The 24,392-nt window shown below is 72.6% G+C and carries 22 protein-coding genes and 3 tRNA genes; 8 read left to right on the top strand and 17 right to left on the bottom strand.

What is annotated here, in order from left to right; all coding sequences use genetic code 11:
• Positions 1 to 25 precede the first annotated feature (25 nt).
• Together ACSMXO_RS41595 and ACSMXO_RS41590 are read left to right on the top strand one after the other, a co-directional pair.
• Positions 26 to 757: a DUF2786 domain-containing protein gene (locus ACSMXO_RS41595; RefSeq protein ID WP_455416122.1), complete on the top strand. Its 732-nt coding sequence runs from the start codon at positions 26 to 28 to the stop codon at positions 755 to 757.
• A gap of 95 nt (positions 758 to 852) precedes the next feature.
• Positions 853 to 3,048, top strand: a complete 2,196-nt coding sequence (locus ACSMXO_RS41590) for an FUSC family protein (protein WP_455416121.1) — start codon at positions 853 to 855, stop codon at positions 3,046 to 3,048.
• 20 nt (positions 3,049 to 3,068) lie between these two features.
• Here the strand turns inward: ACSMXO_RS41590 and ACSMXO_RS41585 are convergent, their stop codons facing one another.
• Positions 3,069 to 3,590, bottom strand: a complete 522-nt coding sequence (locus ACSMXO_RS41585) for an SRPBCC family protein (RefSeq protein ID WP_346258017.1) — start codon at positions 3,588 to 3,590, stop codon at positions 3,069 to 3,071.
• 283 nt (positions 3,591 to 3,873) lie between these two features.
• Between ACSMXO_RS41585 and ACSMXO_RS41580 the strand changes: the two genes are divergently transcribed.
• Positions 3,874 to 4,356 (top strand): hypothetical protein, encoded by a 483-nt coding sequence (locus ACSMXO_RS41580; RefSeq protein ID WP_455416120.1) that lies wholly within the window; start codon positions 3,874 to 3,876, stop codon positions 4,354 to 4,356.
• 43 nt (positions 4,357 to 4,399) lie between these two features.
• Here the strand turns inward: ACSMXO_RS41580 and ACSMXO_RS41575 are convergent, their stop codons facing one another.
• The 8 genes from ACSMXO_RS41575 to crtI form a co-directional block, all read right to left on the bottom strand.
• Entirely contained in the window at positions 4,400 to 5,077 is a 678-nt protein-coding gene (locus ACSMXO_RS41575) for an excalibur calcium-binding domain-containing protein (protein ID WP_455416119.1), read from the bottom strand.
• A gap of 424 nt (positions 5,078 to 5,501) precedes the next feature.
• A tRNA-Phe gene (locus ACSMXO_RS41570) sits at positions 5,502 to 5,575 on the bottom strand.
• A 104-nt stretch (positions 5,576 to 5,679) separates the two neighbouring features.
• A tRNA-Asp gene (locus ACSMXO_RS41565) sits at positions 5,680 to 5,756 on the bottom strand.
• Between the two features lie 35 nt (positions 5,757 to 5,791).
• Positions 5,792 to 5,864 (bottom strand) — tRNA-Glu (locus tag ACSMXO_RS41560).
• Between the two features lie 138 nt (positions 5,865 to 6,002).
• Positions 6,003 to 6,800, bottom strand: a complete 798-nt coding sequence (locus tag ACSMXO_RS41555; RefSeq protein ID WP_455416118.1) for a polysaccharide deacetylase family protein — start codon at positions 6,798 to 6,800, stop codon at positions 6,003 to 6,005.
• A 90-nt stretch (positions 6,801 to 6,890) separates the two neighbouring features.
• Positions 6,891 to 7,817 (bottom strand): MerR family transcriptional regulator, encoded by a 927-nt coding sequence (locus tag ACSMXO_RS41550; protein ID WP_455416117.1) that lies wholly within the window; start codon positions 7,815 to 7,817, stop codon positions 6,891 to 6,893.
• Entirely contained in the window at positions 7,807 to 8,454 is a 648-nt protein-coding gene (gene idi, locus ACSMXO_RS41545) for an isopentenyl-diphosphate Delta-isomerase (RefSeq protein WP_455419432.1), read from the bottom strand. Before idi ends, ACSMXO_RS41550 begins: the two co-directional genes overlap by 11 nt.
• 185 nt (positions 8,455 to 8,639) lie before the next feature.
• A complete protein-coding gene (crtI, locus tag ACSMXO_RS41540; RefSeq protein WP_455416116.1) occupies positions 8,640 to 10,127 on the bottom strand; it encodes a phytoene desaturase family protein in 1,488 nt (495 codons plus the stop codon).
• 215 nt (positions 10,128 to 10,342) lie between these two features.
• Here crtI and ACSMXO_RS41535 point away from each other — a divergent pair, with 215 nt between their 5' ends.
• Positions 10,343 to 11,290: a phytoene/squalene synthase family protein gene (locus tag ACSMXO_RS41535; protein ID WP_455416115.1), complete on the top strand. Its 948-nt coding sequence runs from the start codon at positions 10,343 to 10,345 to the stop codon at positions 11,288 to 11,290.
• Here the strand turns inward: ACSMXO_RS41535 and ACSMXO_RS41530 are convergent.
• From ACSMXO_RS41530 to ACSMXO_RS41520, 3 genes are all read right to left on the bottom strand, one after another.
• Positions 11,280 to 12,167 (bottom strand): carbohydrate ABC transporter permease, encoded by an 888-nt coding sequence (locus ACSMXO_RS41530; RefSeq protein ID WP_455416114.1) that lies wholly within the window; start codon positions 12,165 to 12,167, stop codon positions 11,280 to 11,282. The genes ACSMXO_RS41535 and ACSMXO_RS41530 overlap by 11 nt on opposite strands.
• Positions 12,168 to 12,179: 12 nt before the next feature.
• Positions 12,180 to 13,136, bottom strand: coding sequence for a carbohydrate ABC transporter permease (locus ACSMXO_RS41525; RefSeq protein ID WP_346262596.1), 957 nt, complete (start codon positions 13,134 to 13,136; stop codon positions 12,180 to 12,182).
• Positions 13,137 to 13,221: 85 nt separating this feature from the next.
• Positions 13,222 to 14,598, bottom strand: a complete 1,377-nt coding sequence (locus ACSMXO_RS41520) for an ABC transporter substrate-binding protein (protein ID WP_455416113.1) — start codon at positions 14,596 to 14,598, stop codon at positions 13,222 to 13,224.
• 331 nt (positions 14,599 to 14,929) lie between these two features.
• Here ACSMXO_RS41520 and ACSMXO_RS41515 point away from each other — a divergent pair, with 331 nt between their 5' ends.
• The 4 genes from ACSMXO_RS41515 to ACSMXO_RS41500 all read left to right on the top strand — a co-directional run bounded on the left by ACSMXO_RS41515 (position 14,930) and on the right by ACSMXO_RS41500 (position 20,278).
• Positions 14,930 to 16,372 (top strand): dihydrolipoyl dehydrogenase family protein, encoded by a 1,443-nt coding sequence (locus ACSMXO_RS41515; RefSeq protein WP_455416112.1) that lies wholly within the window; start codon positions 14,930 to 14,932, stop codon positions 16,370 to 16,372.
• Positions 16,373 to 16,424: 52 nt separating this feature from the next.
• The gene (locus tag ACSMXO_RS41510; RefSeq protein WP_107262679.1) at positions 16,425 to 17,426 is read left to right on the top strand and encodes a LacI family DNA-binding transcriptional regulator; all 1,002 of its coding nucleotides are present in this window, start codon (positions 16,425 to 16,427) and stop codon (positions 17,424 to 17,426) included.
• Positions 17,427 to 17,836: 410 nt separating this feature from the next.
• Complete coding sequence (locus ACSMXO_RS41505) at positions 17,837 to 19,474, top strand: glycoside hydrolase family 13 protein (protein WP_346262599.1); 1,638 nt, start codon at positions 17,837 to 17,839, stop codon at positions 19,472 to 19,474.
• A 219-nt stretch (positions 19,475 to 19,693) separates the two neighbouring features.
• Positions 19,694 to 20,278, top strand: a complete 585-nt coding sequence (locus tag ACSMXO_RS41500; protein WP_455416111.1) for a pyridoxamine 5'-phosphate oxidase family protein — start codon at positions 19,694 to 19,696, stop codon at positions 20,276 to 20,278.
• 35 nt (positions 20,279 to 20,313) lie between these two features.
• On the opposite strand, the gene ACSMXO_RS41495 is transcribed toward ACSMXO_RS41500, so the two are convergent.
• From ACSMXO_RS41495 to ACSMXO_RS41475, 5 genes are all read right to left on the bottom strand, one after another.
• The gene (locus ACSMXO_RS41495) at positions 20,314 to 21,081 is read right to left on the bottom strand and encodes a crotonase/enoyl-CoA hydratase family protein (RefSeq protein WP_455416110.1); all 768 of its coding nucleotides are present in this window, start codon (positions 21,079 to 21,081) and stop codon (positions 20,314 to 20,316) included.
• A 62-nt stretch (positions 21,082 to 21,143) separates the two neighbouring features.
• Positions 21,144 to 22,112, bottom strand: coding sequence for an EamA family transporter (locus ACSMXO_RS41490; protein ID WP_455416109.1), 969 nt, complete (start codon positions 22,110 to 22,112; stop codon positions 21,144 to 21,146).
• A 122-nt stretch (positions 22,113 to 22,234) separates the two neighbouring features.
• The gene (locus ACSMXO_RS41485) at positions 22,235 to 22,759 is read right to left on the bottom strand and encodes a DUF402 domain-containing protein (protein WP_455416108.1); all 525 of its coding nucleotides are present in this window, start codon (positions 22,757 to 22,759) and stop codon (positions 22,235 to 22,237) included.
• Positions 22,760 to 22,831: 72 nt separating this feature from the next.
• The gene (locus ACSMXO_RS41480; RefSeq protein ID WP_455416107.1) at positions 22,832 to 23,191 is read right to left on the bottom strand and encodes a nuclear transport factor 2 family protein; all 360 of its coding nucleotides are present in this window, start codon (positions 23,189 to 23,191) and stop codon (positions 22,832 to 22,834) included.
• Between the two features lie 109 nt (positions 23,192 to 23,300).
• Positions 23,301 to 24,344, bottom strand: a complete 1,044-nt coding sequence (locus ACSMXO_RS41475) for an NAD-dependent epimerase/dehydratase family protein (protein WP_346262605.1) — start codon at positions 24,342 to 24,344, stop codon at positions 23,301 to 23,303.
• Between the last annotated feature and the right edge of the window lie 48 nt (positions 24,345 to 24,392).

Raw genomic sequence — 24,392 nt, 5'->3', positions numbered from 1 at the left:
CGGACCGGTGTGATAGCTCTGGTGCATGTCCGACGCGATGCTCAGCAAGGTCCGCAAGTTGCTGGCCAAGGCGGAGGACCCGGCCTGCACACCGGCCGAGGCCGAGGCGTTCACCGCCAAGGCGACCGAGCTGATCGCGCGGTACGGGGTGGACCGGGCGCTGCTCGCCGCCCGTGACCCCGGCACGGACCCGGTCGGCGACCGGATCGTCGACATCCCCGCCCCGTACGCCCTGGACAAGGCGGGCCTGCTGGCCGGGGTCGCCGACGCGTTGCGCTGCCGGTCGGTACGCCGGCGCGGCGGCAGCGGGTTCGTCATGCACCTGTTCGGCTTCGCCAGCGACCTGGAACGGGTGGAGCTGCTCTTCACCTCGCTGCTGGTGCAGGCCGCACACGGCATTTCGGTCGCGCCGGTCCCGCCAGGCGACCATCCGGCCGCGTTCCGCCGCTCCTGGTTGGCCGGCTTTGCCGCGGCGGTCGCCGGGCGGTTGCGCCGGGCCGAGGCGGCGGCCGCCTCGACGGCTCCGTCCGGCGCCCCCTCGGTGGCCCTGGTCCTCGCCGACCGGTCCGACCGGGTCGACCGGCGCCTCGCCGAGGCCTACCCACGACTGCGCACGGCCGCGCCCCGCCGGCTGCTCGGCGGCGGCCTGGAGCAGGGCGCGGCGGCGGGCCGGCGAGCCGACCTCGGCGGCACCGAACTCCGCTCCGGCCGGCCGGCGCAAAGCGTCGGCGGGGCGTCGACGGAGGTGAGAGGGTGAGGGCGGGCGGCCATGGGGGCCGCGTAGCGCCGCTGCCCTGATCTCCGCCGCGCCTGGCTGGCCGGTCGGTCGGGTGGGAGCGGCAGAGGGCACCCATGACCAGGATCGGCGTCGTGCAGTGGCTGCGTCGGCGGGACCCGGACTACCGGGTACTCCGCCGGGGTCTCCGGCTGGCGCTGGTCGCCGGCGCCGGACTCTTCGGCGGCAGGTACGGCCTGGGCAACCCGCTGCTCGGGCTCTACACCCTCTTCGGGGCGATCGCCCTCGGCTTCATCTCGCAGGTACCCGGTGGCTCCACCCAGCGGGCCCGTACGCTGCTCGCCGCGCTTCCGGCCGCCTGGCTCCTGGTGACCGTCGGGTCACTCCTCGCGGTCAACACCTGGGTCGCGGCGGCCGGCATGCTGGTGGTGGGATTCGCCATCCCGTTCGCCGGAGTCGGCGGGCCACGGATCCTCGGCCTCGCCACCGGATTGCAGCTCTTCTACATCGCGGCGTCGTTCCCGCCGTACCAGCCGGAGACCCTGCCGTCCCGGCTCGGCGGGGTGACGCTCGGGGTGGGCCTGCTGATCGCCGCCGAACTGCTGCTCTGGCCCGACCCGGCGCCGCCCGGCTACCGGCAGCGGCTCGGCGAGGCGGCCGGTTCGGCGTCCCGCTTCCTCGACCTGCTGGCCGGGCTACCCGGCGGTGCGCCGGTCGACCGCGCCGAACTGTCCCGCCGGGAGGAGGAGGCGGCGCGGGCGATGGAAGGGGTCTGGCTGGCCCGGATCCCGCCTACCCAGCGGCCGGCCTCGGCCGGTCCCCGCGACCGCGCGCTGCGGCACGGCGACCGGCTGCTGCGCCAACTGCTCTATCACGCGTGCCGGATCGCCGGCGACCTCGGCGACGTCCGCGACGACGAGCTGGCCGGGCTGCTGCGGCAGTCGGCCGGCGTCCTGCACGACGCCGGCCGGACACTGCGCAGCGGGCCGGAACCGGTCGAGATGACCCGGCTGACCGAGTTGGAGGCCCGGATCAAAGACCTCTACGACCGGCCGCCGACCACATCGACGCAGGAGTCCGGCCCGGCACACCTGCGCTGGGAGGCGATCTGCCTGCGGGCCGCCGACCACGCCCACGCGTTCGGCGTCGCGGCCCGGATCGCCGCCGGGTCGCGTCCACCGGCCCGGTCGCCCGGCGGACCGGGCCCGGACGAGTTCTGGTACGCCCACCGTTCGCCGTTCGCGCTCTACTGGCACCAGTTCCGATTCCATCTGACGACCCGCTCGGTCTATCTCCAGGGGGCGGTACGGGTCTCCCTGGCCCTGGCCACCGCCCGGGTGGTCGCGGGCTTCCTGCACCTCAACCACGGGTTCTGGGTACTGCTGGCGATCCTCACCCTGATGCGGACCTCGGCCGTCGACACCCGCAGCGCGCTGCGCCCGGTGCTGCTGGGCACGCTGCTCGGTGCCGCTGCCGGCAGCCTGCTGCTGTTCGGCGCGGGCGAGGCCGCGGAGGTACTGCTGGTGGCCCTGCCGGTCGCCATGGTGCTGACCTTCGCGATCGGCCCGCTGCTGCCGCAGCTCTGGGGGCAGTCGCTGTTCACCGTGCTGTTCGTGATGGTCTTCGCCCAAGCCGGTCCGGCGAACCTGCAGATCGCCGGTGCCCGGCTGCTCGACGTGACGATCGGTGCCGTGCTCGGGGTGCTGGCCGGCCTGCTGCTCTGGCCGAAGGGTGGCAGCGGGGAGCTGCGCCGCTCCATCGCCCGCTATCTGGCGGTGAGCGCCGCCGCGGCCGAGGAGGTGACCCGGACGCTGTCCGGCCGGCCGTCCCGGCAGGACGCGGTCGATGCGGCGCGGCAGGCGTGGGTCCTCGCCGAGGCGTCGTTCCTGCAGTACCAGATAGAGCGGGACGACCCCCGGTTGCCGCCGGTCAACTGGCAGGCGGCGCTCGCCGCCGGCCAGCACCTGCACCTCGGCGCGGTGTCCCGGCTGCGCCGGGGCGCGCACGCCCGGCTGACCCGGGTGCAGGACGCCGCCGGCCCGCTCGACGACCTCGCCGGACGGCTCCGCCGCCGCTACGCCGACCTCGCCGAGCAGGTGTCCACCGGCCGGCTCAGCCGTCCGGTGACCCCGCCCCGGCCACCGGAGGACTTCCCCGCCCGGGTACGCGATGTGCTGGCGGCGGGTGAGTCCCGGGCCGCCGCGCTGAACCTGGTGGACGTCGAGCTGTGGCTCACCGGCGCCGGGGCCGAACTGGAGCGGATCCAGCCGGAGATGGCGAAGGCGACCGCCGGCCACGGTCAGCCCGGCTGACCCGGTATGCGCGCCGGGCTTCAGCCCTGGCCGCTGGCGCTTTCGACGGCCGCCGCGTAGCGGGAGAGCAGCTCGTACCAGCCGGCGGTGAGCGCCTCGCGGTAGCCCTCGGCGGCCTCGCCGTGCCGGTCGAAGTCGCGGTGTTCCACCTCGACCAGGGTGGTTCCGTCGGCCTGCGGCGCGAACCGGGCCTCCACCACGCTGCTCCGGGCCGGATCCGGCACCGGGGCCCGGTCCGGGCCGATCTGCCAGTTGAACACCAGGCGCCGGGGCGGCTGCCAGTCCAGCACCCGGCCCCAGTCGGCGCGGAACCCGTGCGGGCCGATCTCGTACAACATGCCGCCGCTGCCGGGCTCGATGCCGAGCTTGGCCAGTTGCTGCGGGCCGGACCAGGTGTATTCCTTCACCCACCAGTCGGCGAGACCCTCGGTGAAGACGGTGAATGCCCGGTCGGCCGGGCCCGGGACACGGAGGCTGCTGCGCACCGAGTACGTGGTGGTGGCCTGCTGGATATCGGAGGCGTTCGTAGTCTCCTGTCCCATACGCCGGGACCATACCGGCTGCTGCTGAGCTGTGCAGCTTCTACATCGACGGACGGTCGATCCCTGCGCCGAGCGGTAGATCATCAATGAACCTTTCTCAACCTGGAGCGCGCGGCGCTTACGCACCGCAGCCGACCTTGCGGTCCGTGGGACCGCAAGGGGAGGTTGAAAAGGTTCGATGGACGGTCCGACCGGGCCGCGCGACTACCATCGACCGGGAGCACTGGCCGAGCGAGTCGACCCGGCCGCACCCGGGGCGACGCCGGTGGGAAGGAGATCCGGCGTGCCCGACGATCCCGCCGCGTACCGCCTCGACGGGCGTCGACTCCGGCGCCGACTGCTGCTGGTCGCGTCGTCGTACCTGTTGGCAGTGTTGGTGTCGGCCCTGGTGGCCCGCGCGGGCCTGGCGGCGGGCCGGTCCGGCGCCGACCGGATCGGGCTGCCCTGGGCGGTCGTCGGGCTGGCCGGGATGCTCGGCGCCGGCACCCTCACCGCCGCCGCCTGGTACGCCCGCCGTGGCCTCGGCACCGGCCCCGCCGATCCGACCCGGCTGGCCCGGGCGGTACTGCTGGCCCGGGTCGGCCGGATCGGGATGGTGCTGGTCGCGGCGGTCGCGGCGGTACTCGGGGTGGTGCTGGCGCCGGACGGGGCCGAGCGCGGCTTCGCCATCCTGGCCAGTACCGGCCTCGCCGCCCTGCTCGCCCTCTTCGCCGTACTCGCCAACGACCTGACCCGCCTCCTACCGGACGAGAGCGGCAGTACGTAGCGTTTGGCCGGCTATAGCCGGCCAAACGCTACGGGATCAACGGTCACTCGCAGCCCACGCCGTCGCCGTCGCGGTCGAGATGGCGGCCGTAGCCGGGGTCGCCCCTGCGGATCGGGTCGGCACCGGCGGCGCGGACGGCGGTGCAGTTCTTGTAGTAGACCGAGGAGGACCCGCCGTCGTCGTCGTTGTCGTCGTCACCGGTGCCCGGTGCCGGCCCCTCGGCCGACTCGCACGCCCGGCCGTCGCCGTCCCGGTCCAGCCCCGCGCGGTAGCCGGGCTGGCCCTTGCGTAGCGGCGCCTCACCGGCGTCGCGTACGGCGGAGCAGTTCTTGTAGTAGACCGGCTTCGGCGGGGCCTTGCTGGTGGGCTTCGGCGGCGGCGGAGGTGCGGCGGCGGTGGTGGCCGGCGGGGTGGGCTCCGGTGCGCTGGTCACCACGACCGGCGCTGGTGTCGTCGGTTGACTGCTGGCCTGGGCCGCCGCCGGCTCCCGGTCGGGGTCTGCGTCGTCCGGGGAGAGCGCGGAGATGACCGAGGTTCCGCAGCAGGCGAGCACGAAGAGGCCGAAGATGCCGAGTACGGCGACACCGAGCTGCTGCGCGGTGGTGAGCTTGCGAGGTTGCCGCCCCGGCCGGAGCGGTTGTGTCGGGTGGATCGGCTGTCGGCCCGGGACGGCGGGTGGCTGATGGCGGTTCCAGGGGTCTTGCGGTGGCGGATAGGACATCGTCGCAGTGTTGCGCTGTGGATACGCTCCGGATAGCGCTTGATCGGGTCTGACCGGCGGCCGACCGTCCGTCGAGGCGTGCGGAGTCGGCCTCGTTCGCCCGGCCATCCGTCCGGCGTTCCGGGCCGTCCTGCCGGTCGGCGGTCCAGCCAGCCACCTGTGGCTTGCCCGGTGCCGACGGAGGGTGGCGCCAGGCGGAGCGGAGACGGGACGTACCGGCAGTGCTCGTGTCCGTTCGGGCCACACAGCGGAGGCGGACGTGGCGTGGAATCGTCACCGGCTCGGGGTATGCGTCGTGCTCCCACTTGGGCACGGACGTGGAGATCATCTCGATGCAACCATCGATGGATGCAGCAGCTATGACAAAGAGCGGTGACCGCGTTTCCGCTGGTCACCGCTCTTAATAGCCCGGCGAAAGGCTATGTGGCCAGGGGCGGGGTCGAACCGCCGACCTTCCGATTTTCAGTCGGACGCTCGTACCAACTGAGCTACCTGGCCGGGTTACTCGGCTCATGTTACCTGGGTGACCGACCCGCTGCCGCCCTAGGTAACCTGCTCCGAACGCAGAACGCCGCGCGTTGCACACGCGCGGCGAGCGGCGCTGGCGGTCCTGACGGGACTTGAACCCGCGACCTCCGCCTTGACAGGGCGGCGAGCACTCCAACTGCTCCACAGGACCTTGCTCTTACTGCTGCCCGGCCGAGGCCGGGGTCGTGCCCCCAACGGGATTCGAACCCGTGCTACCGCCTTGAAAGGGCGGCGTCCTGGGCCGCTAGACGATGAGGGCGGCCCCGCCATCATTGCACATGACAACTTCAGCGGCTGTGCTCCCATCCGGCCCCGCCGGAGGCTCCGAAAGCATACGTGATGGCCAGCCGCCCGACCAAACCGGTATTGGCTATCGGACAAACCACCCCAAACTATCTCACCGAAGCCGGGTTATCCCGTACTTCCGCTTCAGGGAGCTGATCACCTGGGGGCAGGCGCCGAGGGTGCGACTTCGATCACCGCCGCCGTCGTGCAGCAGCACGATCGAACCGGGCCGGGCCTGCTGGGCGACCCGACGGCGGATCTCCGAGCTGCTGGTGTCGTCCCAGTCCGCCGGATCGACGTCCCAGTGCAGCGGCTTCATGCCGAGGGACTTGGCGACCGCGACGATCGACGGGGTCCACTTGCCGCCGGGCTGGCGGTAGTACCGGACCTTGATCCCGGGCACGGCCCGCTGGATCTCCAGGTCGGTCCGGCGCAGGTCCGCCCGGATCTGCGCCGCGCTCCGCTTGCCGAGCTTGAGGTCGTGCTGCCAACTGTGGTTGCAGAGTGTGTGGCCCTCGCGCACGATCCGGCGTACCAGGACGGGATACTTGCGGACCTTCACCCCCACCACGCAGAAGGTGGCCCGGACCCTGGCCTTGCGGAGCTGGTCGAGCACCTTCGGCGTCCACTGCGGGTGCGGGCCGTCGTCGAAGGTGAGCGCGACCGCGCGTACCCCGGTCAGCCGCTGGGTGTTCAGCGGGCCGACGGTGCCCCGGGCGGCCGGCTTCTTCCGGCTCGGTTTTTTCGGCGGCGGCTGCGGGGTCGGGGTGGCCGGCGCTGTCGTGGTCACCTGGGGAATCGGCGGGTAGGGCAGCGGTGACCTGGCCGGAAGCGGCTTCTCGTTCGCGCAACCGGTGGACAGCAGCACCAACAGGACGAGGCCGGCGGCGAGCGCCGTACGTCGGGTCATCGAGCGGCTCCCGAGGGGTTTTCGGGTTACGGCTGCCCCACGTTAGCGGAGTGCGTACGGTGGCGATGTCCCGAATGCTCGGTAGCCGAGTCAGCGCCCCGAAGATCCGGGTACGTCCCGTAGCATCGTCAGCGTCTCGGCCAGCGTCGCCGGGGTGCGTACCCCGGGAGGCAGCAACCCGGGCGGCCAGCCGGGACCGGCGGCGACCAGCAGCGGCGGCCGCCAGGGGCCGGCCCGCACTGCGGTGAGCTGGGTCGGGTCGCCGGTCGCCGATCGGTGCGACCAGACCACCACGGCCTGCGGGGCGGTCCGGCCCACGGCGTCGACCAGGGCCGTCACCGGCACCCGTGCGCCGAGCAGCCGGCAGTGCACGCCGACCTCGGCGAGCGCGGCGGCGAGCGCCTCCAGCGGCAGGCTGTGCTGCTCCTCGTCGGCGCAGGAGAGCAGGATCCGGGGTGACGAGCCGCCGGCGGGCGGTCGGGGTACCGCCGCCAGCGCCTCCGACACGCAGCGGGACAGCAGGTGCTCCACCTCGATGAACGCCGCGCTGGCGGCGTGCCGTTCGCCGATGCCGACCAGCACCGGCCGGAGCATCCGCTCCCAGGTGGCGACCACCCCGCCGGCCTCGATCGCCGCGCCGATGCCCGCCCGCATCGCCAGCGGATCGAGCCGCATCGCCGCCCGGGCCAGGCCCCGGGCCGCCGGACCGGCCCGACCGACCGCGATGGCCGTGCCTCCGCCGGCCCGCGCCGGCAACGGCCCGCCCCGGTCCGGCGCCTTTTCGGGTACGGCGCCCCGGCGCGCCCAGTCCGCCGCCTCGGCCGGGGCGATCCCCTCGGCGGTGAGCCGGCGCATCACGTCCAGCCGGTCCAGGTCCTCGACGCTGTACCGCCGGTGCTGACCCGGCACGTGCCGGGTCGGGCCCAGCCCGTACCGCCGGTGCCAGCTCCGCAGGGTGGTGACGGCGATGCCGAGCCGCCGCGCGACGGCTCCGGCGCTCAGCCCGTCATCGGCCACCCGACCGCTCCGCCGGGTTGTCCTCCTGACCCGTGGGGGCCGGGACCTGCTCCCACCGGCCGCGGTTCTCCGCCCGGCGTGGCGGCCCGGCCGGGGACGATGGTGCGCCGGCCGGGGACGATGGTGCCGGGCCGGTCAGCCGGCTCAGCACCCCGGCCAGCCACGGGGCGTACGCCTCCGGGTCGGCGTCGAGCCCGGCCCGCAGCTCGTCGGGGTGTACCCAGCGCAGGTCGGCCACCTCGTCCGGGTCGGGCAGCACCGCGCGGTCGGCGTCGAAGTCGCCCCGCAACACGTGGTCGTACTCGTACTCCACCCGGCCGGTGCCGGGATCCTCGGCCCGGTAGAGGTACACCCCGATCTCGGTCAGTGGCACCGCCTCGATGCCGAGTTCCTCGCGCAGCCGCCGGCCGGCGGCGGTGTCGAGCGACTGGCCGGGCTCCGGGTGCCCGCAGCAGCTGTTGGCCCAGCGCAGCGGGAACCTGGTCTTGGCGGCGGCCCGCTGCTGGAGCAGGATCCGGCCGGCCGGGTCGACCAGCAGTACGGAGAAGGCCCGGTGCAACTGGCCGGGCGGCCGGTGCGCCTCGTCGACCGTACGGGCCCCGAGCGGGATGCCGGCCTCGTCGACCAGCTCCACCAGGTGCCGCTCCCGGTCGGTCGGGCGGCCCCGCTCTCCGGCGTTGTCGCCCCGGTCGTTTCCGCCACGGCTCGCGGCATCGTCGCCCCGGGCTGCCCCGCCGCTGCGGCGCTCGGTCTCGTCGCCCCGGGCCGCCCCGCCCTTCCGGCCGGCGTCGTCGCTCCGGCCCGGCGTGTCGCGGTCGGCTGTCATCTGCCACCTCCAGTCACCCGGGCGGCGGCGAGCTTCCCGGAGATCATCACCATAGGCACGCCCACCCCGGGTTGCGTGCCGGAACCGACGAACACCACGTTGGGCAGGTCGCGGTGCAGGTTGCCGGGGCGGAACGGGCCGGTCTGCCACAGGCTGTGCGCGGCCGCGAACGGCGTGCCGGCGGCCATCCCCGCGTCGGCCCAGTCGGCCGGGGTGACGATCCGGAGCACCTCGACGCTGCCGGCCAGCCCGGCGTAACCCCGGCGTTCCAGGGTGGCGAGCAGGTCGTCCGCGTACCGGCGGGGCAGGTCGCCGCGCCAGTCCAGCCCGGCACCCCGGTCGAGGTTGGGCACTGGGGCGAGCACGTAGTAGCCGTGCCGGCCGGCCGGCGCGATCGACGGGTCGGTCCGGCTCGGGTTGGTGACCAGCAGGGACGGGTCCGACATCAGCTCGCCGCGCCGGATCACCTCGTCGAAGGTGCGCCGCCAGGCCCGCCCGAAGTGGATGTTGTGGTGGGCGATGCGCCGGTAGCCCTGCCCGGCGCCGACGTGCAGCACGACACAGGAGGGCGAGTAACGCAGCCGGCGCGGCGCAGCACCGTCGGGCAGCAGGTCACGGTATGCCACCGGCAGGTCCGGGTTCAGCACCACCACGTCGGCGGGGACGAACTCGCCGTCGACGGTGCGTACCCCGGTGGCCCGGCCCGCCGAGGTTTCCACCCGGTCGACCGTGCTGCCGTACCGGATCTGCACGCCGTGCTTCTCGGCGGCACCGGCCAGCGCCCGGGGGAGGGCGTGGATGCCGCCGCGCGGGAAGTAGACCCCGGCGACCGAGTCGAGGTAGGAGATCACGGTGTAGATGGCCAGCGCGTCGTGCGGGGCGAGGCCGGCGTACATGGCCTGGAACGAGAAGATCCGCCGGGTGCGCGGGTCGGCGAAGAACTGGTCGACCTTGGTCTGCAACCGCCGGAACGCACCGGCGGCCAGCAGCCGGAGCAGGTTGGCGGTGAGCAGGTCGGTCGGGCGGTCCAGGTTGCGGTCGATGAAGTCGGCGCGTTCGAGCTGCCAGAGCCGGCGGGCGTAGTCGACGAACCGCAGATAGCCGTCGGCCTCCCGGGGACCGCAGACCCGGGCGATCTCCGCGGCCATCCGCGCGGTGTCGGTGACGACGTCCAGGGTGGACCCGTCCGGATAGTGCGCCCGGTACGCCGGGTCGAGCGGGGCGAGGTCGAGCCAGTCGTCCAACTCCTCGCCGACCGCCCCGAGCGCTTCCGCGATCAGGTCGGGCATGGTCAGCACGGTCGGTCCGGTGTCGAACTCGTACCCGTCGACGCTGAGCCGGCCGGCCCGCCCGCCCGGTACGGGCTCGCGCTCCAGCACGGTCACCTGGCGTCCGGCGCCGGCCAGGTGCAGGGCGCAGGCGAGGCCGCCCAGGCCGGCGCCGACCACCACCACCCGGTCGGTCCGTCCACGTACGGTTCGCACCCGATCACCTCCTGGAACCGACCATCATCCTGGGTCCAAGGTCAGCAGGGCACCATTCTTCTCGTTTTTGTAACTGAAAGATCCCTTGTTGACACCTGGACAGGCCGCGACCCGGCGCCTGGGCCGGCCGCGAACCGCGCGCGAGAGCCGGTCGAGCGTACCCTGAAGCCTACGAGTTGCGTCGATTGATGCGTCGATTAGCCCCTGGAGGGTCGGTGGACACCAGTCTCGGCGGGTCCTACGAACGCTGCCGTGAGCTGCACAGACGGCACGGCCGGACCTACTATCTCGCGACCCGGCTGCTGCCCGCCTGGAAACGGCGGCACGTGCACGCGCTCTACGGCTTCACCCGGTACGCCGACGAGATCGTGGACCGGACCGAGGAACTACCGACCCCGGTCCGGTCCGCCCGGCTCGCCGACTGGTCCGAGCGGTTCCTCGCCGGGCTGCGGGGCGAGCCGGTGACCGACCCGCTGCTGCCGGCCGTGCTGCACACCATCGCGGTCTTCGACCTCGACCGGGCGGACTTCGCGGCCTTCCTGCGCAGCATGGCGATGGACCTGACCGTGACCAGCTACCCCCGCTACGCCGACCTGCTCGACTACATGGCGGGCTCGGCCGCGGCGATCGGCACGATGATGCTGCCGATCCTGGGCAGCACCGATCCGGCCGCCGCCCGCGAGCCGGCCCGGCAGCTCGGCCTCGCCTTCCAGCTCACCAACTTCATCCGGGACGTCGCCGAGGACCTGACCCGGGGCCGGGTCTACCTGCCGGCCGAGGACCTGGCGAGGTTCGGCGTCACCCCGGCCGACCTGGTCGCCGCCGCTCGGCGGGGGCGGGCGACGCCGCCGATCCGGCAACTGATCGAGTACGAGGTGAGCCGCGCCCGGGAGCACTACGTCGCCGCGGCGTCCGGGGTGACCCTGCTCGCACCCGCCTCGCAGTCCTGTATCCGTACCGCCTACCTGCTCTACGGCGGCATCCTCGACGAGGTGGTCGCCGCCGGGTACGACGTCTTCGCCGGCCGGGCCGTCGTGCCGCGCGGACGCCGGGCGGCGGTCGTCGCCCGGGCCCTGCTGACCCCGACCGGTACCCCGGTGGCTGTGCCCGGGGCGCCGACCGGGGTGCGGCGCGGGGCGGCCGAGCCGTTGGCTATCCCTTGATGCTGCCGGTGGTCAGGCCGGACATGATGTTCCGCTGGAAGATCAGGAAGATCACCACGGTCGGGATCGCGGCGATCACCGAGGCGGCGATCACGACGTTCATCGGCGTACCGCCGGAGAAGGCGTAGATGCCGACGCTGACCGTACGGGTCTCCGGGGACGGCATCACCAGCTTCGGCCAGAGGAAGTCCTTCCAGACCGCCGTCACGGCGAAGATGGAGACCACCCCGAGGATGGGGCGCGACATCGGCAGGATGATCGACCAGAGTGTACGCAGCGGCGTCGCCCCGTCCATCACGGCCGCCGCCATCAGGTCCTCCGGGATCGAGTCGAAGAACCGCTTCAGCAGGAAGATGTTGAACGCGTTCGCGACCAGGGGCAGCCAGATCGCGAACGGCGAGTCGAGCAGGTTGATGTGCAGGATCGGCAGGTCGATCACGGTCACGTACTGCGGGACGATCAGGACCATCGCCGGGATCATCAGCGTCGCCAGCATCAGGCCGAGGATCGCGTTGCCGAAGACCGGTCGCAGCTTCGACAGCGAGTACGCCGCGGCGGTGTCCAGGACGAGCTGGAACAGCAGCGCCCCGGCCGCGTAGTAGAACGTGTTGAAGAGCAGCTTCGCCAGGTCGAGGTTGTTCCACGCGTCGGCGTAGTTCTGCGGCTGCGGATCCTGCGGGAAGAGCGTCGGCGGGGTTTGGGCGATCTCCTGACCGGACTTGAGCGCGCCGGTGACCATCCAGTAGAGCGGACCGAGGAAGACCAGCGTGAACACCACCACGACGGTGGTGAGCAGCGTCCAGTAGACGACCTTGCCGCGTCCCCGGCGGAGCTGGGCGGCGGAGATGAGGGTCCGGGTGCCGGAGTCCTGTGCCATTGGTTGCCCGTCCTAGTCCTGTTTCGCCGTCAGCCGCGCGTAGACGGCGGAGAAGCCGGCCAGCACCACGAGCATGATCACGCCGAGCGCCGCCGCGCCGTTGAGGTCGTTCTGGAAGAACCCGTGCTGGTAGATGAGGTACGCCACCGAGGTCGCCGAGTCCTCCGCGCCCGCGCCGTTGGCGAGGATCAGCGGTTCGATGAAGAGCTGCATCGTGGCGACGATCTGGAGCATCGCCAGCAGCAGCAGGATCAGCCGGGTCTGCGGGATGGTCACGTTGAGAATCCGCCGCCAGATCCCGGCGCCGTCCAGCTCGGCCGCCTCGTAGAGCTCGCCGGGGATGTTCTGCAACGCCGCCAGATAGATCAGCACCGCGCTGCCCATGTTCATCCAGGTCGAGGCGATCACCATCGCCGGCATCGTCATCTCCGGAGACTGCATCCACTCCGACGTCGGCAGGTGCAGCCCCTTGAGGATCGCGTTGAAGAGCCCGGCCTCGCTGGGGTCGTAGGCGTAGTACTTGAAGAGGAAGAGCGCCGAGGCCGGCGGCAACATCACCGGCAGGTAGACCAGGATCCGCAGGTATCCCTTGGCGTGCCGGAACTCGTTGAGCAGGATCGCCACGAAGAACGGCACCGCGTACCCGAGGACGAGTGCCAGGACCGTGAAGTAGATGGTGTTCTTCCAGGCGGGCCAGAAGCTGGGGTCGTCGAGGATCCGCAGGTAGTTGTCCCAGCCCACCCAGGTGGTCTCGCCCCGCCGGGTGCGCTGGAAGCTCATCACGATGCCGCGGATCATCGGGTACCAGGAGAAGACGACGAAACATGCCACCGCGCCGATCAGGAACGCGTGTCCGGTGAGGTTGTCCCGGACCTTCCGGCCGAGGCCGGTGCTACGCCGTGGCCGTTCCGGGTACGGCCGCGTGGCGCGACCCGGCCTGGTGGTACCCGGGGCGGTGGTGGTCGCCAAGGCAACTCCTGGAAAAGTCGGTGACCGTACGGTGCGGCGGGGACGCCGGTGGGGGCCGGTCGCGCCGGCCCCCACCCCAGCGGGATCAGCTCTCGGCGGCCAGGAGCTGGTTGACCTTGTCCTCGGCCGTCTTGAGCAGCGCGTCGACGTTCGCGTTCGGGTTCGTCAGCACCCCGGACATCGCGGCGTCGAGCACCGCGTAGATCGCCTGTGCGTTGCGCGGCTCCCCCTTGATCGGGACCGGGTTCGCCTCGAAGAGCGCGAAGTTCGCGGTGTCGAGGTTCGCGTTCGCCTTGCGCAGTTCGAGCTCCTGCTTCTGCGCCTCGCTGCCGCCCGCGAAGAGCAGCGGCTGCGGCAGGCCCACCGGGTAGTTCTGCGGCTTGGCCCGTACGTAGTCGAACTGGCCCTTGCCCGGCGTTAGCTTCTGGTACGCGATCCACTTGAGACCGGCCTTGACCTGCTCCGGGGTGAGGCCCTTCTTGAAGAAGTAGCCCTCGCCGCCGCCGAGCGTCCCCTTTGCCGGTCCGTCCTGGCCGGGCATCGGGCCCATCGCCCAGTCCTGGAACTTGCCCTGGAACTGGCTGACGATCGCCTGGGTGGAGTCCGGCGCACCGATGAACATGCCGACCTTGCCGGCGGCGGCGTTGGTCAGCAGGTCGCCCCACTGGAGCAGTTGGCGGGCCCCCATGCTGTTGTCGCCGTACCGCATGTCCTTGAGGTTCTGCAGGACCTGCCGGCCCATCGGGTTGTTGAAGTCGGCCTTCTTGCCGTCCGGGGTCAGGATCTGGCCGCCCTGCGAGTAGAGCAGGGCGGTGAAGTGCCAGCCTCCGGTGTTGCCGGCGCTGTATTCCGAGTAGCCGGCGATGCCGTTGCCGAGCGCCGAGATCTTCTTGGCGGCGGCCCGGACGTCGGCCCAGGTCTTGGGCGGGTTGTTCACGTCCAGTCCGGCCCGCTGGAACAGCACCTTGTTGTAGACCAGGCCCATCGAGTAGTTCTTCACCGGTACGGCGTAGAGCTTGCCGCCGTCGGTGAAGACCTCCTTGAGCGCCGGGTCGACGCTGTCCCAGGTCGGCACGGTCTCCTTGTTGGCGTACTCGGTGATGTCCATCGCCTGGCCGGAGTCCAGCACCTGCGCCAGGTCGGTCATGTACCCGTAGAAGACGTCGGTCACGGTGCCGCCGGCGAGCCGGGCGGTGAAGTCCGGCGGGTTGTTGCACTGCTCGCCGACGCTCACGCTCTTGATGACGATGTCGGGGTTCTGCCGCTGGAACTCGGCGACATCGGCGTTCCAGTTCTGCAACAACTCCTTCTGGGAGCCGACCGGCTGGCAGTCGACCGTGATGGTGACCTTGCCGCCGGCGTCGGAGTTGTCGTCGCTCTTCGTGGAGCATGCCGTGAGGCTGAGTCCCAGGCCGGCCACGAGCGCCAGCGCCGCGACCTTCCGGTACTGCGGTACGGACATCTGTCCATCCCTTCGGGAACGGGAGTCTCCATGACCTGTGCTGATCCGCGGGATCGTCACCGTGGCCGTGCCCTGCTGCTGGTCTGCACCCGCCATGTGACCGGCCCTGGAGCTGTGTGGCGTCGAGTGTGAGTGGGGTCACTGTAGCGAGGCGAACTCATTTCAGCAAGATATCGATCGCGCGATGAAAAGACACGACTTGATTACGGCAGATGATGACAAGTGCATGAGGGCCGGGGGGAAATCAGGCGCCTTCGGGTGTTTCAGTGGAAGATGGCTTCAGCCGCTCGGCACCTGGCTGACCGGGGGGCGGATCGGGAAAGCTGGCGGTATGGCTGAACAGGAGCGGGCGCACGTGGAGGCCGACGAGATCGTGTCCACGGACGTGACGGCGGTCGTGGACGTGGTGGTGGTCGGGTTGGGCGTGGGCGGTGAGGAGACGGCGAACCGGCTCGCCGCCGCCGGCCTCTCGGTCGTCGGCATCGAGCGCAACCTCGTCGGCGGCGAGTGTCCGTTCTGGGGATGCGTGCCGAGCAAGATCATGATTCGGGCGGCGAACGCGCTGGCCGAGGCGCGCCGGGTCGACCACCTGGCCGGGCAGGCCCGGGTCGAGCCGGACTGGAGCATCGTGGCCAAGCGGATCCGCGAGGAGGCCACCGCCGGCTGGACCGACGACGCCGGGGTCGAGCGGTTCACCTCGAAGGGTGGCCGATTCGTCCGGGGCTCCGGCCGGCTGGTCGGCCCCGGGCTGGTGCGGGTCGGCGACGAGACGTTCCGGGCCCGGGTCGGCGTCGTGCTGGGTACCGGCACCACCCCGGTGATCCCGCCGGTGTCGGGGCTGGCCGGCACGCCGTACTGGACCAACCGGGAGGCGATGGAGCTGGCCGAGCTGCCCGGGTCGGTGGTGATCCTCGGCGGCGGGGCGATCGGCGCGGAGGTGGCACAGGTGCTCGCCCGGTTCGGCGTACGGGTCGGCATGGTGGAGGCCGGCGAGCGGGTGCTCGCGCAGGAGGAGCCGGAGTCGTCGGAGCGGGTCGCGGCGGCGCTGCGCGCGGACGGGGTGACGGTGCACACCGGGGCCCGGGCCGAGCGGGTGGAGCACGACGGCAGCGGCTTCACCGTGCACCTGACCGACGGCGACCAACTCCGGGGCGAACGGCTGCTGGTGGCCACCGGCCGGCGGGCCGTACTCGACACGCTGGGCCTGGAGACCGTCGGGCTGGACCCGACGCGGCGGTTCGTGGAGACGGACGACCGGATGCGGGCCGCCGACGGGATCTGGGCGGTCGGCGACCTGACCGGGCACGGCGCCTTCACCCACGTGGCGATGTACCAGGCCGGGATCGCGATCGACGACATCCTGCGCCGGGCCGGCGTGCTCGACGGGGCGGCCGGCGACGGGCCGCGGGCGGACTACCGGGCGCTGCCCCGGGTGACCTTCACCGATCCCGAGGTGGGCGCGGTCGGGCTGACCGAGCGGCAGGCCCGGGAGCGGGGGCTGAACGTCCGGACCAGCTTCACCCCGCTCTCCGAGTCCAGCCGGGGCTGGATCCACCAGGTGGGCGACGAGGGTTTCATCAAGCTGGTCGCCGACGTCGACCGGGGCGTACTGGTCGGCGCGACCTCGGCCGGCCCGGTCGGGGGCGAGGTGCTGAGCGCGCTGGCGGTGGCGGTGCACGCCGAGGTCCCGGTGAGCACGCTGGCCGGGATGATCTACGCCTATCCGACCTTCCATCGCGCGATCGAGACGGCGGTGCGGGGTTTGTTGCAGTAGCCCGGCGAACTTCGGTTCGGTTTTTGCAACTGCCTGTCGTACGATCGCGGCCGTGACCAGAAGACTCACCGAGGTGGCCCGGAAGGCCGGGGTCAGCGAGGCCACGGTGAGCCGGGTGCTCAACGGCCGGGGCGGCGTCTCCGAGAGCACCCGGGTCGCCGTACTCACCGCGCTGGACGTGCTCGGTTACGAGCGCCCCAGCAAGCTGCGCGGCGAGCGGGCCCGGTTGGTCGGGCTCGTCCTGCCCGAGTTGCAGAACCCGATCTTCCCGGCCCTGGCCGAGGTGGTCACCGGATCGCTCGCCCAGCGGGGGCTCACCCCGGCGCTCTGCGCCCGCACCATCGGCGGAATCTCCGAGATGGACTACGTGGAGATGCTGCTGGACCACCAGGTCTCCGGGGTGATCTTCGCCGGTGGCTCGTACGCGCTGGCCGACGCCCCGCACGACCACTACCGGCGGCTCACCGACCGGGGCCTGCCGGTCGTACTGGTCAACGCCGGCGTCGACGAGCTGGGCTTCCCGTGCGTGTCGACCGACGACGCGGTGGCGGTCGAGCAGGCGTACGGGCACCTGCGGTCACTCGGCCACGAGCGGATCGGCCTGGTGCTGGGCCCGGCCGACCATGTGCCGTCGCGCCGGAAGCTCGCCGCGATGGCGAACGTCGCCGGTTGGGCCGACGACGAGGAGTGCGTCGAGCGGTCCAGCTTCTCCATGGAGGGGGCCCGGGTCGCGGCGAGCAAGTTGATCGAGCGCGGCGTGACCGGGATCATCTGCGCCAGTGACGTGATGGCGCTCGGCACCATCCGGGCCGCCCGCCGGCTGGGGCGGTCGGTGCCGGCCGACATCTCGGTGGTCGGCTTCGACGACTCGGCGTTGATGACCTGTACCGACCCGCCGCTGACCACCGTCCGGCAGCCGATCGAGATGATGGGCCAGGCCGCGGTGGACCTGCTGGTGAACCAGATCGAGGGTGTCGGGGTGCTCACCGACGAGCTGCTCTTCGAGCCCGAACTGGTGGTACGCGGCTCGACCGCGCCGGCACCCGGGCACTGACGGACCGGTTACCCGCGCCGAGCACGTCGCGCGGCCCGGTGCCCCGCACGTCGTCGGGCCGGTGGCCCGCCCGCCCGGCCGCGCCACCGCAGCCCCGGCCCCACACGTCTGCGGCTGACCCGCCTCGATCGACCCGGCTCGGCTGACCGGGCACTTTCACGACCCCGCGCGGGGGCTCCTCCGCGCCCCGGCGCCCTGCTCGGCACAGCTCTGCCGCCCGCCGGAAGCCGGACGATCTAAGTCGTCATCTTTCAGAATTCTGTCGCATTATTGCGGTGTCGCAATCGAGTTTGTATCGTCATCGGCACGAAACGCGGCACATCAGAGGTCCCATCACACTACGACCGCCCGGACCCAGCGTGCAGGTACCGGTGGAGAGCTCACCGGACCGATCCAGAGAGCAGGTACTCGTGTCCACATCAGAGCGCCGCCGCCGGTGGTGGCGAGACGCGGTGATCTACCAGGTCTACCCGCGCAGCTTCGCCGACGACAACGGCGACGGCATCGGCGACATCGCCGGCATCCGGAAGCGGCTGGGCTACCTGTCCGGGCTGGGCGTCGACGCCATCTGGTTCGGTCCCTGGTATCCGTCGCCGATGGCCGACGCCGGCTACGACGTCTCCGACTTCCGGGCGGTCGAGCCGGTCTTCGGCACGCTCACCGAGGTGGAGGAGCTGATCGCCGAGGCGCACGGCCAGGGCCTGCGGATCATCGCCGACCTGGTGCCGAACCACTGCTCGGATCGGCATCCGTGGTTCCAGGCAGCGCTGGCCGGCGGCCCGGGTGCACCGGAGCGGGAGCTGTTCTGGTTCCGCCCCGGCCGCGGCCCGGACGGCGACCAGCCGCCGACCGACTGGGTCGGCGAGTTCGGCGGCCAGACCTGGACCCGGACCACCAACCCGGACGGCACCCCGGGCGACTGGTACCTGCACCTGTTCGCCGCCGAGCAGCCCGACTTCAACTGGGACCACCCGAAGGTACGCGCCGAGTTCGAGGAGATCCTGCGGTTCTGGTTCGACCGGGGTGTGGACGGCATCCGGATCGACTCGGCGGCGCTGCTGCTCAAGGACGCCACCCTGCCCGAGGTGGTGGAGGGGACGCCGCATCCGTTCCACGACCTGGACGGGGTGCACGACATCTACCGGAGCTGGCGGCGGATCGCCGACAGCTACCCGGAGCCGCGGGCCCTGATCGGCGAGGTGTGGCTGCCCGACCGGCAGCGGTTCACCAACTACCTGCGCCCGGACGAGCTGCACACCGCGTTCAACTTCGACTTCCTCACCTGCGCCTGGGACGCGGCCAAGCTGCGGGAGAGCATCGACGGCACGCTCGCCGAGCACGCCCCGATCGGTGCCCCGGCCACCTGGGTGCTCTCCAACCACGACGTGACCCGGGTGGTCACCCGGTACGGCCGGGCCGACACCACGTTCAGCTTCGCCAGCAAGCGCGAGGGGACGTACACCGACCTGGAACTGGGTACGGTGCGGGCCCGGGCCGCCGCGCTGCTCTCGCTCTCGCTGCCCGGCGCCGCGTACGTCTACCAGGGCGAGGAGCTGGGGCTCTGGGAGGTCGAGGACATCCCACCGGCGCTGCGGCAGGACCCGATGTATCCGCGCTCCGGATTCGTCGACCCCGGCCGGGACGGCTGCCGGGTGCCGCTGCCGTGGTCGGGTGACACGGCGCCGTTCGGGTTCAGCCCGGACGACGCCTCGGCCCCGCCCTGGCTGCCGCAACCGGCCGCCTGGAAGGACCAGACCGTGCAGGCGCAGACCGACGACCCGCACTCGATGCTGGAGCTGTACCGCGAGGCGATCCGGATCCGCCGGAGCCTGCCGGCCCTCGGCGACGGCACGCTGCGCTGGCTGCCGGCGCCGGACGGGGTACTGGCCTTCGCCCGCGATCCCGGGTTCGCCTGCGTGGTGAACCTCTCCGAGGCTCCCGTGGAGCTTCCGCCGCATCAGAGCCGCCTGCTGGCCAGCCGGCCGGTGGACGGTGATCTGCTGCCCTCCGACACCGCCGTCTGGCTGCGTACCGCCGACCCGAGTTGACGGTGCGCGGGCCGGTCGTGGCCACCGTCCGCGCGGTGGCGCTGGCACCGGTGAGTACGCCGACCTCACCGGTGTCGCGGTGGTGCACGCCGGCGGCGGGGACGCCGACCCCGCCGCCGGTGGGCTCACCGCCGCGGTAGCCCGCCGGCCCCTTCCCGGCCGCTGGGAGTTGCCCGGCGCTACTACGGTGGGCCGGAGCTGACCAGGGAGGATGGCCGGATGGGAAAGAAGTACGACCGGATCGACGGCAGGCTCCGCAGCTTCATCGAGGCACAGAAGGTCTTCTTCGTGGCGACCGCGCCGCTCGCCGCCGACGGGCACGTCAACCTCTCGCCCAAGGGGCTCGCCGGGTCGCTGGCGGTGCTCGACGAGCAGACCGTGGCATATCTCGACTTCGGCGGCAGCGGGGCGGAGACCGTCGCGCACCTGCGGGAGAACGGGCGGATAACGCTCATGTGGTGCGCTTTTGACGGTCCGCCGAACATCGTCCGGGTGCACGGCCAGGGCGAGGCGGTGTTCCGGGACGACCCCCGGTGGGCAGAGCTGGTCCGGCACTTCCCGGAGCAGGCCGGTGCACCGGGTCTGCGGGCGGTCGTGCTGGTCAGCGCGCGGCGGATCAGCGACAGTTGCGGCTACTCCGTCCCGTTCATGGACTACCGCGAGGAGCGGACGCTGCACGCCGACTACTTCGGCCGGAAGACCGACGAGGAGTTCGCCGCGTACTGCGAGCGGAAGGATCACGTCGGCAGCAGCCTCGACGGCCTGCCCGCGCTGCCGCTCCCGCTGCCGCCGCTACCGGCCTGACCCGCCCGCCGGCCTGCCCCCCCGCAGGCCGGGCCTCACGCCGGGCTGTACGACCCGTGCCGGCCCTCGCCGGAGGTGAACCGGGCCACCCCTTCGGTGGCGTCGGTGGCGAGCGAGTTCATCCCGTACGCCAGCTCGGTGCGCATCGCCTCGTCCTCCGGCCGGCCGGCGGCGGCCAGCGTCGAGAGCCGGTCGTTGCGCAGGCAGGTCTGCGGGAAACCGGCGATCTCGGCGGCCAGCGCCTCGGCGGCGGCCCGTGCCCCGCCCGGCTCGACGAGCCGGTTGACCAGCCCCATCTCGTACGCCTCCGGGGCCGGCACCGGGCGGCCGGTGAGGACCAGGTCCATCGCCCGGCTCTGCCCGATCAGCCGGGCGAGCCGCACCGTCCCGCCGTCGATCAGCGGTACGCCCCAGCGGCGGCTGAACACCCCGAAGACCGCGTCGGACTCGGCGACCCGCAGGTCGCACCAGAGCGCCAGCTCCAGCCCGCCCGCGACGGCGTACCCCGAGACGGCGGCGATCACCGGCTTGCCGAGCCGCATCCGGGTGGGGCCCATCGGGCCGTCGCCCTCCGGCTCGACCCGGTTGCCGCTGGGCGTGGTGATCGCCTTCAGATCGGCGCCGGAGCAGAACGTGCCGCCCTCGCCCCAGAGCACCGCCACCGAGGCCCGCGTGTCGGCGTCGAAGCCCCGGAACGCGGCGGCCAACTCCCGCGCGGTCGGGCCGTCCACCGCGTTCCTGGTCTCCGGCCGGGACAGTACGACCGTCCGCACCGGACCGTTCTCCTCGACTCGTACGCCCACCGGACAAGGATGCCCGCACCGGACCCCGGTGCGCATCCCCCGATCTCGTCACCGGCTCCGCGTCAGCCGGACCGGTCGGGCCGGCCGGTGATCGCGCCCAGCGAGGCGGCGACGACACAGCCGATGCCGAGCAGATGCGGCCAGCCCAGCGTCTCGTGCAGCAGGGTGAGCCCGACCAGCGCCGCCACCGCCGGCTCCAGGCTGAGCAGTACCGCGAAGACCCGGGCCGGCATCCGGCGCAGCGCCGCCATCTCGGCCGAGTACGGCAGCACCGAGGAGAGCAGCGCGACCCCGAGCCCGAGCGTCATGGTCCACGGGTCGAACAGCGCCGCCCCGCTGCCGGCCACCCCGAAGGGCAGTACGCAGACCGCCCCGACCGCCATCCCCAGGGCGAGCCCCCGACTCCCGCCCAGCCGGGTACTGACCGCCTTGCCGAGCACGACGTAACCGGCCCAGCCCAGCGCGACGAGCCCGCAGCAGAGCAGCGCCGTCGCGTCGAGCCGGCCCGTACCGCCGGAGCCGGAGCCGGAGCCGGCCAGGGCTCCGAGGTCGAGCAGGCCGGCGAGCAGCGCCACCCCGAGCCCGGCCAGGCCGACCCAGCCGAAGTCCCGGAGCCGGCGGCTGGCCGCGACCGAGACCAGCAGCGGGCCGGTGAACGCGATGGTGACCGCGATGCCGAGCGGCACCCGTTGCAGGGCGGTGTAGAAGGCGAGGTTCATCCCGGCCATCGCCACCCCGAACGCCGCCACCAGCCCGGCGGTGCGCCACCCGAGCCGCAGTGTCGGCCGGGCCACCGCGAGCAGCACCAGGGCGCCGAAGCCGAGCCGCAGCGCGGTCGTACCGCCGGGGCTGGTGGTCCGGAACAGCTGGGTGGCGATCGCCGCGCCGACCTGGGTGGAGACCATGCCGAGCAGCATCAGCAGCGGCGGCGGCACCGCGTCCGGCCCGACCAGGGCGGCGAGCCGGCCCGCGCCGGCCGGCGCCGGCTCCGGCCCCGCCGGGCCCACGGTGCAGGTGTACGTCCCGGACATGCCGATCATCCTCCGGCCCGGGCCGCCTCGGAGGCGAGCGGATTACCGGCCGGTGCGCGGGGTGCCGCCCAGTGATCCGCCGCCGCGTCGCGCCGACGAGGCGGCGGGTCGGCAGTGCGTTATCACCCGGTGAGCATGTCGAAGCCGTCGGCGGCCAGTTCGGCCAGCTCGTCGAGGGCCTGCCGGGCCCGGGCCGCCGTGGCCGGATCCCGCTCGGGCAGGCCGCTGGCGAGGAACTCGTCCTCGTCGAGCCGGAGCACCCGGCTCAGGTCGGCGGACGCCCACAGGTCGAGGTCGAGATCAGGTACCACGACCACGCCGTCCCGCACGGTCGCCGGCCGGGCCACGTCGCAGTACCAGCCCTTGAGCCTGCCGGCGGCGTCGTAGACCTCCTTGACCGAGTACCACCGGTCCCGCCAGTAGTGCTCGGTCCAGAGGTCACCCGGCTCGAACCGGACGAAGCCCATGTCCCGGACCACGTCGCCGGCCCAGGGCGCCCGGACCGCCAGGTGGATGCCGTCGTCGGAGAGCACCGACGCGGGATAGCGCAGGTCCGGGCGGGGCGCCTTGACCAGATGGATCGTCACCGGCTGGCCGACCGCGAGGATCTCGCCACCGTGGTCGTAGTCGCCGTCCCGGACCGTCATGCCGTACCGCTCCCGCCGCTGGTGCCGTCGCGGCCGACGGTACCGGAGCCTCGGGGGGTGCGTACCGGTCGGTCAGGAGGGTGGCGAGAAGGGCCACTCCTCGAACGCCGCGCACCGGCCGTCCCCGGCGAAGGTCATGATCCAGAGGTCCCGGAACTCATCGCCGTTGCCGTACCGGACCTCGATCCGGGCCACCCCGACGTCGCCGTCCACCGCCACGATCTCGCTGGTCATCTCGAACTCCTCGTCCGGGCCCTCCCGCTCGGCCTCCCACATCTCGCCGATGTCCCGCAGGCCGAGCACCGGCTCCCGGTACGGCCCCGGCAGGTAGCTCGCGTCCGGGGTGAAGAGCGCGGAGAGGGGTTCGGTTCCCGGCGTACGCCAGGCCCGCTCGTAGCCGGCGATCCAGTCCTGCACCCGAGTCCGGTCCATGGCGCCCCACTGTGCCACCGGCAGGTGCCCGAGGCCCGTCCCTTCCCGGCTCCGTACCCGAAAGGGCCATGGCTCCGTGCCCCCGACAGGCCTATCCCCGCGCGGCGGGTCAGGCCGCCTGACGGCCGGCGATCCGCTCGATCGGCCGCAGCGGCGGGCTGGCCGTCCCCGAGCCGGCGGCGATCCCGGCGAGCAGGTCGCGCAGCGCGTCCCGGGCGTCCCGCCGGGGTCGCCAGCCCAACTCCCGCTCCGCCCGGGAGCAGTCCAGCAGCGGCACCGCCGCACCCATCTCCAGCCAGCCCTCGTCCACCGGCACCAGCCGGGTCCGCCAGGCGACCTGGCTGAGCAACCGAAGCAGTCCCAGCGGCAGCGGCGCCGCCCAGCCGCCCAGTTCCGCCGCCACCAGCGGCCCGTCGACGACCGGTTCGGCGGCGATGTTGAACGCGCCGGTCCGGTCGCTGCGCAACGCCCGCAGGTACGCCTCGGCGGCGTCGTCGGCGTGCACCACCTGGACCCGGAGCCGCCGGTGCCGGGGCACCACCGGCAGCCGGCCCGAGCGGAGCAGCGAGATCGGGGCGAACCGGCCGAGGAAGTACCGGGTGATCTCGGCTCCGGCGTCGTGCTGGAGGACCAGCGCGGTACGCAGCCGGGTGACCCGGAGCACCGGATAGTCCCGCTCGGCGTCGACGAGCATCGCCTCCACGGCCGCCTTGTCGACGCTGTAACCGGACCGCCCGATGCCGGTGACCGGCCAGTTCTCGTCGACCCGCCGGTCCTTCGGCCCCGGCGCGTACGCCCCGATCGAGGAGGCGTACACCAGCTTCGGCACGTCGGCCGCCAGCATCGCGTTGACGACGTGCCGGCTGCCGTTGATGTTGGTCTGGCGCAGCCGCGCCCGCTGGTGACTGGGCTGGATCTGCCAGGCCAGGTGCACCACGGCGTCCATCCCGGCCAGCCGTTCGGCGAGCGGGTGCAGGCAGGCCGGGTCCCCGAGGTCGGCGGCGTGCCACCGTACCCCGTCGTAGGGTGGCCCGGCGTCCGGCGGCGGGCAGCGCCGGGCGATGCCGATCACCTCGACGTCCGGCTCGCCGGCCAGCCGACGCAGCAACGCCGTACCGACGTTGCCGGTGGCTCCGGTGATGGCGATCCGCATGTCGGCCGGTCTACCCCGAGTGCTTCCCGGTAACCCGTCCGGGGGTAT

This window comes from Plantactinospora sp. DSM 117369, from assembly GCF_053764795.1.
The sequence above is the reverse complement of the archived record's forward strand: the minus strand, read 5'-3'. Positions and strand labels throughout refer to the sequence as shown.